The 15,931-nt window shown below is 74.6% G+C and carries 18 protein-coding genes; 7 read left to right on the top strand and 11 right to left on the bottom strand.

Annotation, left to right across the window (positions count from 1 at the left end; genetic code table 11):
* Positions 1 to 68 precede the first annotated feature (68 nt).
* The 9 genes from ACLJPL_RS08240 to ACLJPL_RS08280 all read right to left on the bottom strand — a co-directional run bounded on the left by ACLJPL_RS08240 (position 69) and on the right by ACLJPL_RS08280 (position 9,794).
* The gene (locus ACLJPL_RS08240) at positions 69 to 1,256 is read right to left on the bottom strand and encodes a nitroreductase (protein ID WP_411080066.1); all 1,188 of its coding nucleotides are present in this window, start codon (positions 1,254 to 1,256) and stop codon (positions 69 to 71) included.
* A 176-nt stretch (positions 1,257 to 1,432) separates the two neighbouring features.
* Positions 1,433 to 2,800: a YcaO-like family protein gene (locus ACLJPL_RS08245; RefSeq protein WP_411080067.1), complete on the bottom strand. Its 1,368-nt coding sequence runs from the start codon at positions 2,798 to 2,800 to the stop codon at positions 1,433 to 1,435.
* On the bottom strand, positions 2,797 to 4,353 hold the full coding sequence (locus ACLJPL_RS08250; RefSeq protein WP_411080068.1) for a CocE/NonD family hydrolase: 1,557 nt from the start codon (positions 4,351 to 4,353) through the stop codon (positions 2,797 to 2,799). Before ACLJPL_RS08250 ends, ACLJPL_RS08245 begins: the two co-directional genes overlap by 4 nt.
* Positions 4,350 to 5,213 (bottom strand): hypothetical protein, encoded by an 864-nt coding sequence (locus ACLJPL_RS08255; protein WP_411080069.1) that lies wholly within the window; start codon positions 5,211 to 5,213, stop codon positions 4,350 to 4,352. The genes ACLJPL_RS08250 and ACLJPL_RS08255 overlap by 4 nt, the downstream gene beginning before the upstream one ends.
* 124 nt (positions 5,214 to 5,337) lie before the next feature.
* A complete protein-coding gene (amiA, locus tag ACLJPL_RS08260) occupies positions 5,338 to 5,472 on the bottom strand; it encodes a streptamidine family RiPP (RefSeq protein ID WP_015613003.1) in 135 nt (44 codons plus the stop codon).
* A gap of 68 nt (positions 5,473 to 5,540) precedes the next feature.
* The gene (locus ACLJPL_RS08265; protein WP_411080524.1) at positions 5,541 to 6,503 is read right to left on the bottom strand and encodes an ABC transporter ATP-binding protein; all 963 of its coding nucleotides are present in this window, start codon (positions 6,501 to 6,503) and stop codon (positions 5,541 to 5,543) included.
* Positions 6,504 to 6,583: 80 nt separating this feature from the next.
* Positions 6,584 to 7,639 (bottom strand): FecCD family ABC transporter permease, encoded by a 1,056-nt coding sequence (locus ACLJPL_RS08270; protein WP_411080070.1) that lies wholly within the window; start codon positions 7,637 to 7,639, stop codon positions 6,584 to 6,586.
* Positions 7,636 to 8,817, bottom strand: a complete 1,182-nt coding sequence (locus ACLJPL_RS08275) for a FecCD family ABC transporter permease (protein WP_411080071.1) — start codon at positions 8,815 to 8,817, stop codon at positions 7,636 to 7,638. The genes ACLJPL_RS08270 and ACLJPL_RS08275 overlap by 4 nt, the downstream gene beginning before the upstream one ends.
* The gene (locus ACLJPL_RS08280; RefSeq protein ID WP_411080072.1) at positions 8,814 to 9,794 is read right to left on the bottom strand and encodes an ABC transporter substrate-binding protein; all 981 of its coding nucleotides are present in this window, start codon (positions 9,792 to 9,794) and stop codon (positions 8,814 to 8,816) included. Before ACLJPL_RS08280 ends, ACLJPL_RS08275 begins: the two co-directional genes overlap by 4 nt.
* 203 nt (positions 9,795 to 9,997) lie before the next feature.
* On the opposite strand from ACLJPL_RS08280, the gene ACLJPL_RS08285 reads away from it, so the two are divergent.
* Positions 9,998 to 11,263: a hypothetical protein gene (locus ACLJPL_RS08285; protein WP_411080073.1), complete on the top strand. Its 1,266-nt coding sequence runs from the start codon at positions 9,998 to 10,000 to the stop codon at positions 11,261 to 11,263.
* A 124-nt stretch (positions 11,264 to 11,387) separates the two neighbouring features.
* A complete protein-coding gene (rpmF, locus tag ACLJPL_RS08290; protein WP_189527245.1) occupies positions 11,388 to 11,558 on the top strand; it encodes a 50S ribosomal protein L32 in 171 nt (56 codons plus the stop codon).
* Positions 11,559 to 11,602: 44 nt separating this feature from the next.
* On the opposite strand, the gene rpsN is transcribed toward rpmF, so the two are convergent.
* Together rpsN and rpmB are read right to left on the bottom strand one after the other, a co-directional pair.
* Positions 11,603 to 11,908, bottom strand: coding sequence for a 30S ribosomal protein S14 (rpsN, locus tag ACLJPL_RS08295; protein ID WP_411080074.1), 306 nt, complete (start codon positions 11,906 to 11,908; stop codon positions 11,603 to 11,605).
* Complete coding sequence (gene rpmB / locus ACLJPL_RS08300) at positions 11,908 to 12,144, bottom strand: 50S ribosomal protein L28 (protein WP_015612995.1); 237 nt, start codon at positions 12,142 to 12,144, stop codon at positions 11,908 to 11,910. Before rpmB ends, rpsN begins: the two co-directional genes overlap by 1 nt.
* A gap of 69 nt (positions 12,145 to 12,213) precedes the next feature.
* Between rpmB and rpmG the strand changes: the two genes are divergently transcribed.
* From rpmG to ACLJPL_RS08325, 5 genes are all read left to right on the top strand, one after another.
* Entirely contained in the window at positions 12,214 to 12,378 is a 165-nt protein-coding gene (rpmG, locus tag ACLJPL_RS08305) for a 50S ribosomal protein L33 (RefSeq protein ID WP_411080075.1), read from the top strand.
* 48 nt (positions 12,379 to 12,426) lie between these two features.
* On the top strand, positions 12,427 to 12,681 hold the full coding sequence (locus ACLJPL_RS08310) for a type B 50S ribosomal protein L31 (RefSeq protein WP_411080076.1): 255 nt from the start codon (positions 12,427 to 12,429) through the stop codon (positions 12,679 to 12,681).
* Entirely contained in the window at positions 12,678 to 13,835 is a 1,158-nt protein-coding gene (locus ACLJPL_RS08315) for a CobW family GTP-binding protein (RefSeq protein WP_411080077.1), read from the top strand. The genes ACLJPL_RS08310 and ACLJPL_RS08315 overlap by 4 nt, the downstream gene beginning before the upstream one ends.
* 96 nt (positions 13,836 to 13,931) lie before the next feature.
* Positions 13,932 to 14,222 (top strand): 30S ribosomal protein S18, encoded by a 291-nt coding sequence (gene rpsR, locus ACLJPL_RS08320; protein WP_411080078.1) that lies wholly within the window; start codon positions 13,932 to 13,934, stop codon positions 14,220 to 14,222.
* Between the two features lie 78 nt (positions 14,223 to 14,300).
* Complete coding sequence (locus ACLJPL_RS08325) at positions 14,301 to 15,926, top strand: MFS transporter (protein ID WP_411080079.1); 1,626 nt, start codon at positions 14,301 to 14,303, stop codon at positions 15,924 to 15,926.
* Positions 15,927 to 15,931: the final 5 nt, after the last annotated feature.

A 15,931-nucleotide genomic window follows, 5' to 3' on the forward strand; every position in this document is an offset into this window, starting at 1 on the left:
TGGGGCTGGTGATGCCGGTGGAGCTGTCGATGCCGGTGCGGCTTTTGATGGTGGTGGGGCGGGGGGCGTCAGGGGTACGGGGTGGGCGGCCCGTCCTGTTCCGGAGGCCCGGCGAGGGCGAGGCCGTGGAGGATCCAGTCGTGTCCGGGGGCGTCGCCGAGCGCTTCGCCCAGGTCGGCCTGCTGCCAGGAGCCGATGGGGCGCGAGCGGAGCCCGAGCGCGGTGGCGTGGGCCTGGGCGAGGCCGGCGGCGTAACCGGCGGCGAGGTGGCCGCGTCGGACCTGGGCGGGCGGGGCGTCGGCGGGGCAGCCGTGGGCGAGCAGGACCGCGCCGGCCGTGCCGATCCACCGCTGGCCCGCCGCCCAGCGGGCGAGGGCGGGGCGGGCGTCGCCGGTGGCGAGGCGGCCGGCGGTCGTGCGGAGCCCCGGGGCATCGCCGCCGACCGCCGCGGCCCAGGCGGGGCCGTCCGGCCGGGCTTCGGCGGCGGTGGCCAGGACCCGGGCGAGGAGGTCCGGGGCGGGCGGGTGCGTCAGGTCGGCGGGGGCGGCGCTCCGGCGTGTAAGGAGGGTGCCGTCCGTCACCGGGGCGGGCCGGGCGGCCGCGTGCCAGGTTCCGCCGATGTCGCCGGGTGCTGCCGCCAGGTGGTCGAGCAGATGGCGGGCGGCGGCGAGTTCGCGGGACGGGGCGGTGGTGGCATCCGGTCGCGGCTTCGGGACGGCGGTGTGCGGCGGGGCGGCCCAGGCGGCCAGCGGGCGAGCGGGCGCGGCGGGCGCGCCGGTGAGCGGCAACCATGCTGCCGCGAGAGAGAGTTCAGGGTCCGTGCCGGGCCAACGGTCCTGCCACGCGCCCGCGCGGGGCAGCCCCGCCGCCGTCGACAGCTCGACGCCGTCCGCGTCGAAGGAGACGAACACGTCCGCCGGAGCCGTGGCGAGCGCCAGGGCCGCCGCCGCATGGCCCGCGTCCAGGAGGAGCAGCGGCCAGGCCCGGTGTCCGTAGTGCGCGACGGTTCGGGTGGCGGTGACGGTGAGGACGACGACGGCTCCCGGGGGCGCGTCGGCGGGGGCCGGACCGCGCGGGTGAGCGCGGTGGGTGTGCGGGTCGTAGGCGTACCGTCCGGGCGGCAGCGGGCATCCCGGACCGAGGAGCAGGTGCGCCCGGACAGGGTGGAGCGCGCCCGCCGACGCGGCGGGGCGCAGTCGGCCCGCCGTGCCGCCGGGCACGGCGAGGGACAGCCGCAGGGCGCGGTCCAGGTCCACCGCCCCGACGCTCCCGGCGCTCCCGGCCAAGGAGAGCGCCGGCCCGCCCCATGGGAAAGGGCGCTCCGGCTCGTACGGTACGGAGTGCGGCACGCGAGGCGATCTGGCGGCGGCGAGGGCTCGGCTCAGCAGGGCGCGAGCAGCGGGAGGGGCCTGGGGCATGGGGGCGTGTCCCTTCACATGTGCGGCGGCGGTGCGAGGGTGAAGTCCGCCGGTCCGGCAGGCGGTCGGGCTCGCCAGCCCCGGGCGAGGGCGGCCTCGGCGAAACGCGGGCATCCGAAGTAGCCGAAGGCGGCGGGGGCGTTGGGGATCAGGCCGGACACCAGCACCCGGGCGACGCGCAGGGCGGTTTCGGCGACGTCCTCGGTCGTCAGGTCCACGGTGATCACACGGTGGCCTCCGGCGGCGAGCGCCGCGTCCAGGGAGGCCCGGCTGCCGGAGGCCACCTCGGTGACGGGGACGGTTCCCCCGGCGGGTTCGGTGAAGCGGCGGGCCAGCGGGGCCATCCGGTCGTCCAGCCAGACCTGTACATGGGCGCCGAGGTCCCTGACGGCGGCGAACTGCGGTCCGCAGTCGTCGAGATAGCGCCGGTCGGCCCGGTGGTCCAGATAGAGGCCCCGGGCGAACAGGCCGGCCTCCACGGAACGGTGGACCCACCCCTCAGCGTCCACCGCGCCCTGGGTGAACACCCAGGTGTGCACGGCCTCCAGGACCGCCTTGCGGGCCGCGTCGGCCGGGTCGTACCGGCAGGCGAACCCGGCGGCGTGGATGCCGCGCCGGGGGTCGTGGACCAGGGCGGCCATGCAGGGGGCGAACTCGGAGGGCATCCGCACGATGTGGACGTCCAGTTCGGCGCCCGCCAGGTCCTCGGTGAGGCCGGGGACGCTCGCCGGGTCGATGCCCAGGGTGGGGCCGTCCAGGTGCCACCACAGCTCCAGGGCGTCGCGTTCGACGACTTCGAGCAGCCCGCGCTCCACGGCGTCGTCGAAGCCTTGGCCGGTGGCTATGCCCGCGTAGTTGAGGTGGTGGGTGCGCGGCAGGGAACGCAGTTCGCCCTGACGCCAGTTGAGGTGGGTGAGCGCGACGGGAGCCCAGCAGGTGTCGCCGTCCTCCGTGCCCGGCGTCCACAGCGACGGTGTGTGCGGGGTGAGTTCGGCGTACGGGAACCGGGCACGCCCGTGCTGCCAGGAGGCGTACGAGGGCACGGCCCCGGGACCGTACAACCGCAGCCCCTCGGCGGTCAGTTCGGCGGCGGTGGCCCTGCGGGGGGCGTCGGGGTGGCCGGGGGGCGGGAGGCGGTTGCCGCAGTAGCGTTCCACGGCCTCGGCGATGGCGGCGATCCGGGCCCCTCCGGGGTCGCCGAAGGTGGTGCCGAGCGACACCCGGTCGGCCGGCCACGCGCCGAGGCGTCGGGCGTCGGCCACCTCGGCGGTCATCGCGGTGTAGCGGGGCGGCGCACCGGCGGGGTGCTCGACGGGCTCGACGCCGCGGATCAGCCCGCAGACCGGGTCGACCAGGGCTTCGAGGGGCAGGGTGCTGGTCAACGGCATATCTCCGGTACGGGCTCGACGTAACGACGCCGGGCGACGACGGTCAGGTGCAGGGCGCTGCCCCGGGTCGTGACGGTCCTGCGGGACGGGGCGAGGCGGGTGGCGGTCACGGGGTTCTCGCCGGTGTGCGGGTTGCGGGCGTGGGCGGGGAAGTGGTGTCCGGCGATCTCCGTGCGCAGCCTGGTCCCGGCGGGCAGCCGGTGGCCCAGCGTGCCGAGCGGCACGGTGATCTCCACGGCCTGGCCGGGCGGGTCGGTGCGCCGGACGATGCCGAAGGCGAGCGGTTGGGCGCGGCCGGCCGGGTCGAGTGCGGTGACGCGTACGGCCCAGTCGGCGGCGGGGGTGTCGGCGCTGGCGTGGATCCGGGCGGTGGCGGGCCCGGCCAGGTCGAGGGGGCGGGCCAGGGGCGGGGAGAGGAGGAGGCAGCGGTCGGCGGCGGGGCCGGCGGCCGGGACGGCGAGGTCGTCGGAGCGCACCGGGTGAGCCGGGTCGGCGGTGAACTCAGCGCCGTGCAGCAGCCGTAGCCCGGCGGGAGCGCCGAAGGCCCATGCGGCGGTCCGCGTCCCCGCCTCCCCCGCCTCCCCCGGCGTATGGGCGGGCGGTTCGGACGCGTGGAGCCAACGGCCGCTGCCGCTGAGGGAGATGACTCCGCGCCGCTCGGGCTCCAGCCGTCCGGCGAGCGCGGCCCTGGCCCACCGTACGTACAGCGCACCGAGGTTGAGCCGGTCGGGCGCGAGCGGGGGCCGGTCCGCGGTGAGGCGGTGGCCCCACGGCCCGAGCAGCAGACGAGCCGGTCCGCCCCAGCCGCGCCACAGGGCCATGGTGTCCTCGGCGAAGGGGTCGCGGGTGCCGCCGACGGCCAGGAGCGGGATGCGGGCGGCGGAGCCCCGCAGGACGATCCGGTCGCGACGGCAGTCGTCCCACAGCCCGGGCCAGGACGGCAGTTCACGGCCCAGGCAAGCGGCCAGGCGGTCGGCCAGCCGGGTGACCGGGAGGTGTTCCAGCAGTCGGGGGTCGGCCGCGAGGGCGTCCGCCAGCGCGTCCGGCGCGGAGTCGGCGCGGTCGCCGTGCGCGGCCCACCACCCGGCCCGGGCCCACAGCCGCTCGGGGCCGGCCGGTTCGCGGGCGGTCTCGGCGAGGCCGAGGGCGGGGACGGCGGCGATGACGGCGTCCGGTCGCCCGTCGCCGGGCGCGCCGAGTGCGGTGACCAGCGCGCAGTGGGCGGCGTAGGAGGCGCCGGCGGCGACCACCGGGCCGGCGCTCCATGCCTGGGCGCGCACCCAGGCGACGGTCGCCGCGCCGTCGCTCTCCTCGTGGTCCCGGTACGGACGCCACGCGCCCGGCGAGCCGTGCCGGCCGCGTACGTCCTGGGCGAGGGCGGCGAATCCGCGGGCCGCCCAGCCGCGCAGCTCGGCGTGGTGGGCGGTGCGGCCGTAGGGGGTGCGGATCAGCACGGCGGGGTGGGGGCCCGGTGCGTCCGGCAGGCGGAGTTCGGTGGCGAGGGGGGCGCCGTCCGGGGCGGGCACGTACACGGTGGCGGTGTTCACGCGGCAGCCCTCGCGGTGGGGGCGGGCAGCGGGGCGACTTCCGGCACGGGCAGCACGGGGTGCTCGGTGACGGTCAGGTCGCGCAGGTCGACCCGGCGCAGTCGGCGGCGGGCGGGGAGGGCCGTTCGCCGGTGCGGCTCGCCGTTCGCCCAGGCGATGAGGTCGGCGGTGAGCAGGGCGGCGATCAGGGCGGCGGACGCCTCGGACGGGTGGGGTCCGGTGTCGGGGGTGCGGTGGCCGGCCCAGTACGCGGCGAGTTCGCGATGGGCGGCCGTCGCCGCGAGTCTGCGTCGGCGGACATGGGCGGAGGTGACGTCGCCGGGGGCCGAGGCGAGGGGTTCGATCCAGGTGTGGACGCCCTCGCGGTGGCAGCGCAGCCAGGCGACGCGGTGGTCGGGCAGTCGGTCGGCGGTGTCCCAGAGCCCGTCCCGTACGGGTGAGTCCAGGCACCAGACCACCGCGGAGTCCCGCTGCCCCGCGAGTGCGGGCACATCGTCGGCGGTGGCGGGGCGGACCTCCGCCCCTTCCGCCGCGGCGAAGCGGGACAGCGGCGCGGTGAGCACGGGGTCGCCGAGGAGGTGGACGGTGCGTCCGGCGAGCGGGGGGCGGCGGGGTTCGGTCACCGCGTGCCCGGCCTCCTCGAACGCCGCTACCAGGCGGGCGAGTTCGGCGGAGTGCGCCTCGGCGTGCGTCTCACCGTGCGGCGGCTTCTCCCCTGCCGTGAGCCGGTTCACCAGCGCCCCGGCGTCGACACGGCCGGTGTCGACGCGCAGGAACTCCCCTTCGGAGGTGCGGAGTACGGGCCGGCCACCGGGGACGGTGACGATCCCGACGCCGGGAGCGAGTCGAGTGCGGTTCACGGAGACCTCCGAGGGGCGTGGTGCGGGAGAGAACGTGCGGTGCGAACGGGACGGGCCCGCCCGGGAAGTGACCGGGCGGGCCCGCCTCGTGAGGTGCGGGAGCTGCCTCAGCGGCAGGCGCCGCCTACTTCTCGTCCGCGGTGTCGGCCTCGACCGCGTCGTCGAAGGGGTTCTCGACGAGGGCGTTCGAGTGGGTGGCGGAGAGGTGGGCCAGCTGACCCTGGTCGGCGATCGGGCTGAACACCTTGTTGTGCTCCATGAGTTGAAGTCTCCATTCGGATCGGTCGGGTGATGGTCGCGGCGTCGGTCCGTGCCGCACCACAGACACTAATGAATATGATTTTCATTCCGCAATAGCTGCGACGGCTCGAGAGGGTGATCTGGGTAACAGACGGGCCAGCCGCCCTCGGAATCGACGCCCACCCGCCCCCGCACACCGAGGACTTCGGCCAGCAGACGCCGAGTGACCACCTCCCCCGGCGGCCCGTCCGCCGCGATACGGCCCTCGCGCAGGGCGACGATCCGGTCGGCGAACCGCGCCGCGTGGTTGAGGTCGTGCAGCACCATCACGACCGTCAGCCGCCGCTCCGCGCGCAGCCGTACGACCGTCTGGAGCACCTCCAGTTGGTGCCGCAGGTCGAGATAGGTGGTGGGCTCGTCCAGGAAGAGGACCGGGGCGTCCTGGGCCAGCGCCATGGCCAGCCTGACCCGTTGCCGCTCACCGCCCGACAGCGCGTCCACCGGCCGGTCGGCCCACTCGGTGACGCCCACGTCCGCGAGCGCCCGGGCCGTCACCTCGTCGTCGCCGTCCCTCAGCATCCCGAGCGGGCCCCGGGTGGCGTAACGCCCCTGGCGGACCAACTGCCGTACGGTCAGGGCCGGTACGGCGGGGGCCGACTGGTGGAGCAGCGCGACGCGGCGGGCGGCGGCACGTCTGGGCAGCCGGGACGCCTCGTCGCCCTCCAGCAGGACCCGCCCCCCGCTCGGGGTGAGCAGTCCGGCGGCCAGCTTGAGGAAGGTGCTCTTGCCGCAGCCGTTCAGCCCGACGAGGGCGACGAGTTCGCCCGCGCCGATGCCCAGGTCGACACCGCGCAGCACCTCGCGCCCGGGGTAGCCGAAGCTGAGCCGTTCGGCCCGGACCACGTCCGGGGCTCCCGAGGCCCGGTCGATCCCGTGCCGGGCTCCCGCCTCTCGGTTGATCGCGTCCGGGGCTCCCGACGCGCCGTCGATCCCGCCCGGTTCTCCCGAGGCCCGGTCGATACCTTCCGGTGCTCCCGACGCTCGGTTCATCCCGCCCGGTGCCTCCGTCATGCCGCTCTTCCCGTCCCTCGTGACATCTCTCGCCCGCGCCATCTCCGGCCTCCGCCCCGTCATCGTTCGTCCGTCCGCCGTCGCGCCACGGCCAGCAGCAGCCCCGCCCCGACGAAGGTGGTCAGCGCGCCGACCGGCACCGTCAGCCGGTCCGCGTCGAGCGCCACCACCAGCAGCCGGGACAGCAGTTGGGCCGCCGCGTCCGCCCCGCACACCACCGCCGCGCCGAGCAGCGCGGCACCGGGAAGGGTGATGCGCAGGTCGGCCCCGAAGACGGCCAGCGCCAGATGCGGCACCAGCAGGCCGACGAAGCCGAGCGCCCCCACGGCCGCGACGGCGCCGGCCGTCAGGGCCACCGCGCACACCAGCGCGGCGGCGCGGCCCCGCCCGGCGTCCAGGCCGGCCGCCGACGCCTGTTCGTCGCCGCAGCGCAGCAGGGTCAGCGGTGCGGCGAGCAGCCAGGCGGCCGCTCCCCATAGCGCCGCCCACGGCCACAGCAGGTGCCAGTGCTGCCAGACCCGGCCCTCGGTCGAGCCGATCAACCACTGGACGACGCTGCCGAGTTCGCCCGGGGCCACCAGCAGGACGACGGCGGTGAGACCGGCGAGGACCGCCGACACCAGCACCCCGTAGACGGCGGTCTGCTCGGGGTCGCCCTTCTCCCGCCCCGCGAGCAGCCACAGCAGGCCCGCCCCCGCGAAGCCGCCGAGGCAGGCCGCGACGACCACGGCCGCCGGGGACTCCCAGCCGGCGAGGCCGAGACCGGTGGCGGCGACCGCGCCGAGGACCGCGCCGGGGGTGACCCCGGTGACCTCGGGTCCGGCCAGCGGGTTGCGCAGGGCGGACTGGAGGACGAGCCCGGCGACCCCCAGGCTCGCCCCGGCGACCAGCGCCACCAGCAGCCTGGGCAGGCGGAGTCGGAGGACGATGTGCTCGGCCATCGGATCGCCGCCGCCGAGCAGCACGGCCCGTACGCCCTCGCCGGTGACGCCCCTGCCCGCGAACAGGCCGGCGCAGGCGACGGCGCAGACGAGCACGGCCAGGGCGGTCATCCGGACGGCCGGTGAGCGCCCGGCCCGCCGGGACGGGCCGGCCGCCGTTTCGAGGACGCTCATCGTTCCGCCTTCCGCAGGAGGGGTACGGGGCCCTTCACCCGGCGGCCGTCCGCCGGACCACCCCTGACGGCCCCGTTCACCGGACGGCCGTCCGCCGGGCCCGCCTTGACGGGACCGTCCGCCCGGCCGCCGCCGACAGGCCCGTCCACCGGGCCGCCCCGGGACGGCAGCGCCACTCCGCCGGAACCCCGGCCCGCTGCCGCCGCCCGCCGACCCCGCTTCAGGAGCACCACGCCGACAGGCACTCCGACCAGGGCGGTCCAAGCGCCGACCGGCGTCTCGATCGGGGCGAGCGCCAGCCGTGCGGGCTGGTCGGCGCAGAGCACCACGACCGCCCCGCACAGCGCGGAGCGGACGAGCCAGCCCGCGGCCCCGCCGTCCGGCCGCAGCCGTCTGGCCAGATGGGGTGCGAGGAAGCCGACCCAGGCCACCGGTCCGCAGACCGCCACGACGGGCGCGATCAGGACGACGGCGATGCCCAGCGCGGCGACCCTGGCACGTTCGACGCGCACGCCGAGTGCCCGGGCGTCGTCGTCGCCGAGCCGCAGCACACCGAGCACCGGTACGCAGAGCACGAGCGCCGGTACGGCGACGGCGAGCCAGGGCAGCAGTCCGGTGACGTCGTCCCAGGTGCGGGCGGACAGACTGCCCAGCAGATAGCGGTAGATGAGCTGGAGGTCGAGCTGGTCGGCCATCACCATGAGCACCAACAGCCCCGCCTGGAGCGCCGCCGCGACGGCTGCCCCGGTCAGCAGCACGGACGACGGACTGCGCCCGAAACCGGCGGCGACCAGCGTGAGCAGCCCTCCGAGCGCCGCTCCGCCCAGAGCCAGGAACGGCTGGAGCCCCAGTGGCACGGAGAGGGCGAGCACCAGCGGCGCCGCCACGCCCAGCGCGGCTCCGGAGGAGACGCCGAGCATCTCCGGGACGGCGAGCGGATTGCGCAGCGCCTCCTGGAGGACGAGACCCGCGGCGCCCAGACAGGCGCCGGCGATCAGCGCCAACACCAGTCGGGGCAGCCGCAGTTCGGTGACGACGAGTCCTGCGAGGCCGTCCGCACCCAGGGTGGCGAGGAGCCGGCCGGGGGGAACGTACGGCGTTTCGAGGCTCAGGGCGCAGACCGCGCTCAGCACCCCTGCCGCCACCAGAGCGACCGGTGCGATGGACGGACGCCTCACCGCAGTGCGGCCGTCGCCTCGTCGAGGACGACGCCCAGGGACCGGGTGCCGCGCCCCTTGGCCCAGACCTCGGAGTCGACCTCGATGACCTTGCCGTTCCTCACCGCCGGAATCCGCGACCACAGAGGGTTCTTGGCGAGCTTGTCGGAGAGCTTGCCGTCCGGTGCGCCGAAGGAGAGCGTTTCCACGAACAGGACGTCGACGTCCCGGGCGAGGATCTCCTCCAGGCTGTACGAGCCGTCGACACCCCTGCTCTTCCAGGGGTACCGGGAGATCTTCGGGAAGAGTCCGGCCGCCACGTCGGTCTCCGGGGTGGCCACGCCGAAGTTCTCGTCGCTGCCGAAGATGATCAGCGCCGTCTTGTCGCTCCTGGTCTCCTCGGCCTCGGCCAGGCGGGTGCGGAACGCCTTCTCGGCCTTCTCCCCCTGTGCCGTACGGCCGGTGAGCGCGGCCAGGTCGCGCAGGTAGCCCACGCTGTCCTGCCAGGAGCCGGGCTGTACGGGCCAGAAGGCCGTGGCGCCCTTCAGGGCGGGGGCGAGCTTGCCGTGGGTGTCCTCCAGGCCGATGACGAGATCGGGCCGGTGGGAGAGGATCGCCTCGACCTCGGGGCTGAGGAATCCGCCGGGCACGACGGGGACCTTCGCCGCCTTCTCCTCGCCCAGGAACCGCGGATGCGCGAGCACCGCCGAGTTGGTGGCGGTGGGGGTGAGGCCCAGCTCGACGAGGATGTCGTCGCAGAGGGCCACCAGGCAGACGATCTTCTGCGGGGGCTTGTCCAGGGAGACCGTGACACCCTTGGCGTCGGTGATCCGCGTGGCGGCCTCGATGGGCCGGACCTCGGTGCTCGTCCGGGACCCGGCCGCCGGCTCGGCGGCGTCGGCCCCTTCGCCGGACGCGTCGGCGCCGCAGCCGGCCAGCAGCCCTCCCAGTACGGCGATCGCGGCCCAGCGGCGGACTCTCAGTGCGGTGCGTGGCATCGGCTGCCTCTTTCCGTTCCTGTGCGGTCCCGGGGAGACGGCGGAGACGACGGCGGAGCCCCGGGAGCGATCCCCGCCACAGACCGGAACCTTACACATGATTATCATTTCCAATAAAGCGGCCGGGAACCGCTGCCCCATCGACCGCCCAACGGCGTCGCCCACCACCCGCCACCGCACCCGCCGACCCGAGGAGACCTCTCGTGCCCCACCCTCCCCACCGACCGCCGCGCCTGCTGGTCGCCGACCAGGTCGCGGGCAGGATCAGCCTGTTGGACCTCCCCTCCGGTGAGGAGCGGGCGGCGCTCACCCACCGGCACCTCGCCGAGCACGCCGGATTCCTCGCACTCCCGGACGACCTGCTCGCCTGCGTGGACGACCGGGCGGGCGAGCTGCTGATCCTCGACCCCTACGGCCCCGACGCGAACCGGCCCCTGATCCGGCGGCGCATACCGGTCGCCGTGCCCGCCGAACACCTGGCGGCCGCGCCGGACGGCCGCCGCCTCGCGGTGACCACCGGTCTCGGGCGCAACGAGGAAGCCTGGACCGGGCTCCTGACGGCCGTCGACCTGGACGCCCCGGACGGAGCCGTGGCCGTACGCGTACGGGGGCGGGTCGGCGAGCCGGGCGTCACGGTCCTCGGCGGGCCGTCGCCGCTGGTGGTGCTGCGCCACCGGGAGCCCGGCGAACTCCTGGTCCACCGGCACCGCGAGCTGATGGCCGCGCCCCCTTCGTGCCCGCCGGCGGAGCCCGTCCAGCGCATCGGGCTGCCGGACGACGACGGGCACGGGGACGCCTACGACCCGGTCACCGGACGGGTGTTCGCCGCGGCGGGCTCGGGGGTGCACCGCGCGCGGCACGAGGGCGAGGGGGTCACGCCGGAGCCGCCCGTCCCGTGGGCCGCCGACGAACGCACGGGAGGCCGGGGCTACTACCTGCGGCTCGATCCCGTACGCCGCACCCTCTGGTCCTGCGTACGCGGCGGGCCCACCGCGCCCGGGCAGTGGCCGGAGTGGACCAACGACGCGTGGTGGCACCGGCTCGACACGGGCGTCACGGGGAGGCTGGAGCTGGGCCCCGGGCTGGTGTTCCGGCTCGCGGTGACCGCCCGCCACATCGCGTACACCCGGGTCCACCCGGACGGCGACGAGCTGATCCTCCTCGCCTCGCCCACCGCCCCCGGCGCCCGGCCGCACATCACCGCACGGCTCCCGCTGCCCGCGATGTCCGGTGCGCCGCGGCGCGGCGGGACCCCCTGGGACGGCGTGCAACGCCGGGCGGTCGCCGCCTCCCCCGGCTCCGGGCTGGTCGCGGTCAGCCGGGGAGGCCACGGCGAGGTCCACGTCCTCGACGCCGACCGGGCGGAGCCGGTCACGACGCTCACCCTCCCCACACCGCTCGACGACGGCGGCCACCTCGCCCTGGTCACCCCCGGCGACGGGGCGCACGCGGACCCGGTGGGGCGGTGAGCGGTCACCCCCGGATCACAACTTGGAAACGACTTCCATTTCCATATACGGTCGACACGATCGGCCCGCCCGACGTTGCCGCCCGCACGGGCGGCAGCCCCGTACACCTCAGAAGGAGACAGCCATGGCAGTCCCGAAGCGGAAGATGTCCCGCAGCAACACCCGTCACCGGCGCGCCCAGTGGAAGGCCACGACGCCCCAGCTGGTCCCGGTGACGATCGAGGGAACCGTCCACCACGTGCCGCAGCGGCTGGTGAAGGCGTACGAGCGCGGGCTCCTGCGACCGGAGGGCTGAGCACTCACCACGCGGGGCCCGCCCCTCTCCCGCTCAGCCCCGCGTCACCAGGAGGACTTGGTCACACCGGGGAGGAATCCGGCGTGCGCCTGTTCACGCATCCGGACCCGGGACAGGCCGAACGTGCGCAGATACCCTCGGGGCCTGCCGTCGACGCTGTCCCGGTTGCGCACGCGCGTCGCGCTGGCGTCGCGCGGCTGACGCCTCAACTCCGCGATCGCGGCCTCGCGTTCGACCTCCGGAACACCCGGGCGGCGAATGACCTCCTTCAGCTCGGCGCGGCGGGCGGCGTACCGCTCGACGATCGCCTTGCGCTTCTCGTTCTGTGCGATCTTGCTCTTCTTCGCCATCAGACCTTCCCTCCCCGCGCCCGGATGCGCGCGACCGCGGCCTCGATGCCGATCACGTCGATCGTCTTGATCGCCCGGGCGCTGAGCGTCAGCCGCACATGGCGGCCCTCACCGGGGAGCCAGTACCGCTTGCGCTGGACGTTCGGGTCGAACCGGCGTGACGTACGACGGTGCGAGTGGGAGATGGCGTTGCCGAATCCCGGCTGCGAGCCGGTCAGTTGGCAGTGGGCGGACACGGAAGTTACCTGCCTCTCATCGATGCGTTCCATTATTGAAAATGGAAACCATTGCCATATAGTAGCGCCATGGCTCGCAACGAAGTACGCCCGGTCATCAAGCTCCGCTCCACCGCGGGGACCGGCTACACCTACGTCACCCGCAAGAACCGCCGGAACGATCCCGATCGCCTGGTGCTGCGCAAGTACGACCCGGTCACCCGCCGCCATGTCGACTTCCGCGAGGACCGCTGAGGCCGGCCGGCCCGCTCCCGCCCTCCAGCCCGACCCTTAGGACACCCCATGAAGCCCGGAATCCACCCCGCATACGGCCCCGTCGTCTTCCGCGACAAGGCGGCCGACTTCGCGTTCCTCACCCGCTCCACCCTGACCAGCGACAGGACCGTCGCGTGGGAGGACGGCAACACCTACCCGGTCGTCGACGTGGAGATCTCCTCCGCAAGCCACCCCTTCTACACCGGCACCGCGCGCGTCCTGGACACCGCGGGCCGCGTCGAGCGCTTCGAGCGCCGTTACGGACGCGGGGAGGGGCGGTGACGGATGCACACCGGCGGAAACTGCCCGTCGTCATCGTCTGCGGGCTGCACGCGGAGGCCCGCCGCGAGGTGGTGGACGGGCTGCTCGCCAGGGTTCCGTTCAGCATCGCGCTGCACCACGACCTGTCGACGGCGATGGGCGGCACCGTGCGCCGCACCCTGCGGGACGCCACCGGTGAGCTGTCCGCCGGGGAGACGCCCCTGGTCAACGACTGCGCGTGCTGCGCGCTGCGCGAGGACCTGGTCCCCGAGCTGCGACGACTGGCGGACAGCGGGCTCACCCGGCTCGCCGTCGTGGAGCTCTGGGACTCCGTGGAGCCGAAGTCGATGGCCGAGGTCGTCGCGGTCCACGGGGCCGACGGCTTCGAGGTCACCAATGTGGTCACCGCGATCGATCCGACCCTCGTCCTGCCGTGTCTCACCAACGGCGACGACCTGGCGGAGGCCGGTCTCGCGGCCGCCCCCGCCGACCAGCGGACCATCGGCGACACCTGGGCCCGGCAGGTGGAGTACGCCCCCGTCCTGGCCCTGGCCGACAATCCGGCGACCGACGACGAGGACCGTGCGCTGATCCGCCAGTTGAACCCGACTGCCCGTCAGGTCGCCGCAGACGCACCTGAGTTGGCGCATCTCGCGGTCGCCGGGTTCGACGTGGAGGCGGCGGACGCCGGACAGCATCCGGCCTGTGCGCTGCTGCCCCAGGAAGCGGACGAGGCCGGTGTCTCCACGCTCGTCTGGCGTCGGCACCGGCCCTTCCACCCCGAGCGCCTCTACCACGCGCTGGAGGACCTGAGCTGTGCGGCGGCGCGCAGCCGGGGCCGGTTCTGGCTCGCGGACCGGCCCGACACCCTGCTCTCCTGGGACGCGGCGGGCGGCGCGCTCTGCGTGGAGAACACCGGCCCCTGGCTCGCCTCCCTCCCGGACGCCGCCTGGGCCATGGCCCCGCCCTACCGGCGAGCGGCGGCCGCGCTGGACTGGCACCCCGAACACGGCGACTGCTGCCAGCACCTGGTCTTCGTCTCCCCCGGCCTCGACCGTGACGGGCTGACCGGACTGCTGGAGTCGTGCCTGCTCAGCGACGAGGAGTACCGGGCGGGCCGGGAGGCGTGGAAGCGCCTGCCCGCCGCCTTCGACGCGCTCCTCGACCCGGTGTGAACCGGGAAGCCGCCCCGTACGCGCGACTTCGCCGTCCCGTCCACCACCGGACCCGTAATCCCGACCGATCCACCCCCACCAGCAGGAGGAAGCCCGATGGCGCCCAAGCAGGACCCCCGCAAGCCGCTCAAGGACCGCCCCAACCCGCTGGACGCGGCGAGGATCACGTACATCGACTACAAGGACACCGATCTGCTGCGGAGGTTCATCTCCGACCGCGGCAAGATCCGCAGCCGCCGGGTGACCCGGGTGAGCGCCCAGCAGCAGCGGCAGCTCGCCGCGGCCATCAAGAACGCCCGTGAGATGGCGCTGCTGCCGTACACCGGGACCGGCTCCCCTTCCGGGGCAGGGGCAGGGTCCGGGTCCGGGTCCGGGTCCGGCAAGTAGCCCTGCGTTTCGGGCGCCGCGGAGAGCCGGGGGCCCGCTCGGGATGCAGCACCGCTTGAGGCCGAGCACCATGAACGTATGGGCAGAGATACTTCCAAAGAGGACGGCCCCGAGTCCGTGGCGTCGGCCCCGGCGGCACGCGGCCGCCGGGGCGGTTCTCCGAATCAGAGTCTCGCTCTCGCGGCCATGCTGTTCGCCGTGTCGATGACGTTCATCGACCAGACCATCGTCGCGATCGCCGCTCCGGAGATCATTCACGAACTGGGCCTCACCTCCACGCAGATGCAGTGGGTCGTCAACGCCTATCTCCTCACCCTGGCCGCGTTCTTCGCACTGGGCGGCCGGCTGTCCGACATCTACGGGCACCGCCGGGTGATGCTGATCGGCACCCTCACGTTCGTCGTCGCCTCCGCGATGTGCGGCGCCGTGCCCGCCGGGGACTTCGCGCAGGCATGGCTGATCGGGTTCCGCGCCGTGCAGGGCATCGGCGCGGCCCTGATGTTCCCGGCCGCGCTGGCCGTGGTCATCGCGGTCTTCCCGGTGGAACGGCGGGGGCGGGCGCTCGCGCTGTTCTTCGGGCTCTCCGGGGCTCTCACCGCGGTGGGGCCGCTGCTCGGCGGCTGGCTCACCGCGTGGACCTGGCGCGCGATCTTCTGGATCAACGTCCCCATCGCCGTCATCGCCATCGTGCTGACGCTGCTGGCGCGCATCCCGGACCGGTCCCGGCGCGAGCCGCTGGACCTCCCCGGCGCGGTGCTCGTGGCGGTCGGCATGGGCCTCACCGTGCTGGGCCTGCAACAGGCGGCCGCCTGGGGCTGGGACTCCGTCGCCACCTGGGCGTGCATCGTGGCCGGGTTGCTGGTGCTGGTGTACTTCTGCTGGTTCGAGCTGCGCGCACGGGTCCCGCTCATCAGGCTTCAGGTGTTCCGGGACCGGGCGTTCCAGGTCGACACGGCGGTGCTGTTCTTCTCCATGATGGCGTTCGTGCCGGTGTTCTTCTTCGCCTCGGTGTACGCGCAGGTCTCGCTCAGCGCCTCGCCGAACCAGGCGGCGCTCTACCTCCTCTACTTCTTCATCGGTTTCGGGATCGCCTCCCAGTGGGGCGGCCGCATCCTGGACAAGCGCGGTGCGCGTCCGGCGATCAAGCTGGGCACGGCGCTCGGCGCGGTCGGATTCGCGCTGTGGGCGGGCAAGTTGACGACCCTGTCCATGCACGACCAGTGGCTGTACGCGGCGATGGCCGGCGCGGGGATCGGTCTGCTGCTGGCCCCGGCCTCGACCGACGCGGTCAATCGTGCGATCGGCGCGTCGTACGGCGAGGTCACCGGCATCACCCAGACCGTGCGCAACTTCGCGGCCAGCATCGGACTCGCCGTCTACGGAACGCTGTTGACCCACCGGACGATCAGCAACGTGGGCGCCACGCTGCGGGACAAGGGCGTTCCGGAGGACGCGGCGAACGATGCCGCGCGGTCCGTCGCACAGGCGGTGACCGGTCAGGCGGACACCCGGGGACCGTCCGGCTCCGGCCCGGTGGCCGACGTCGTGCGGGACTCGATGCAGGCGATCCGGATGGACTTCGCCCAGGCGAACCAGTGGGTCTTCTACGGGATGGCGATCGCTCTGGCCGTCGCCTATCTGTGCGCCCTGCGCCATCCCGGCACCCGGGTCACACAGGATTCGCGAGTCTCACAGGATTCCTGACGGGG

Source organism: Streptomyces sp. cmx-18-6 (genome assembly GCF_046548915.1).
Taxonomy (GTDB): Bacteria; Actinomycetota; Actinomycetes; order Streptomycetales; family Streptomycetaceae; genus Streptomyces.

Coding starts and splice junctions, on each gene's coding strand:
- amiA (WP_015613003.1), bottom strand. CDS start 5,472: ATGGAGCACAACAAGGTGTTCAGCCCGATCGCCGACCAGGGTCAGCTG.
- ACLJPL_RS08265 (WP_411080524.1), bottom strand. CDS start 6,503: ATGAACCGAGCGTCGGGAGCACCGGAAGGTATCGACCGGGCCTCGGGA.
- ACLJPL_RS08270 (WP_411080070.1), bottom strand. CDS start 7,639: ATGAGCGTCCTCGAAACGGCGGCCGGCCCGTCCCGGCGGGCCGGGCGC.
- ACLJPL_RS08280 (WP_411080072.1), bottom strand. CDS start 9,794: ATGCCACGCACCGCACTGAGAGTCCGCCGCTGGGCCGCGATCGCCGTA.
- rpmF (WP_189527245.1), top strand. CDS start 11,388: ATGGCAGTCCCGAAGCGGAAGATGTCCCGCAGCAACACCCGTCACCGG.
- rpsN (WP_411080074.1), bottom strand. CDS start 11,908: ATGGCGAAGAAGAGCAAGATCGCACAGAACGAGAAGCGCAAGGCGATC.
- rpmG (WP_411080075.1), top strand. CDS start 12,214: ATGGCTCGCAACGAAGTACGCCCGGTCATCAAGCTCCGCTCCACCGCG.
- ACLJPL_RS08310 (WP_411080076.1), top strand. CDS start 12,427: ATGAAGCCCGGAATCCACCCCGCATACGGCCCCGTCGTCTTCCGCGAC.
- rpsR (WP_411080078.1), top strand. CDS start 13,932: ATGGCGCCCAAGCAGGACCCCCGCAAGCCGCTCAAGGACCGCCCCAAC.
- ACLJPL_RS08325 (WP_411080079.1), top strand. CDS start 14,301: ATGGGCAGAGATACTTCCAAAGAGGACGGCCCCGAGTCCGTGGCGTCG.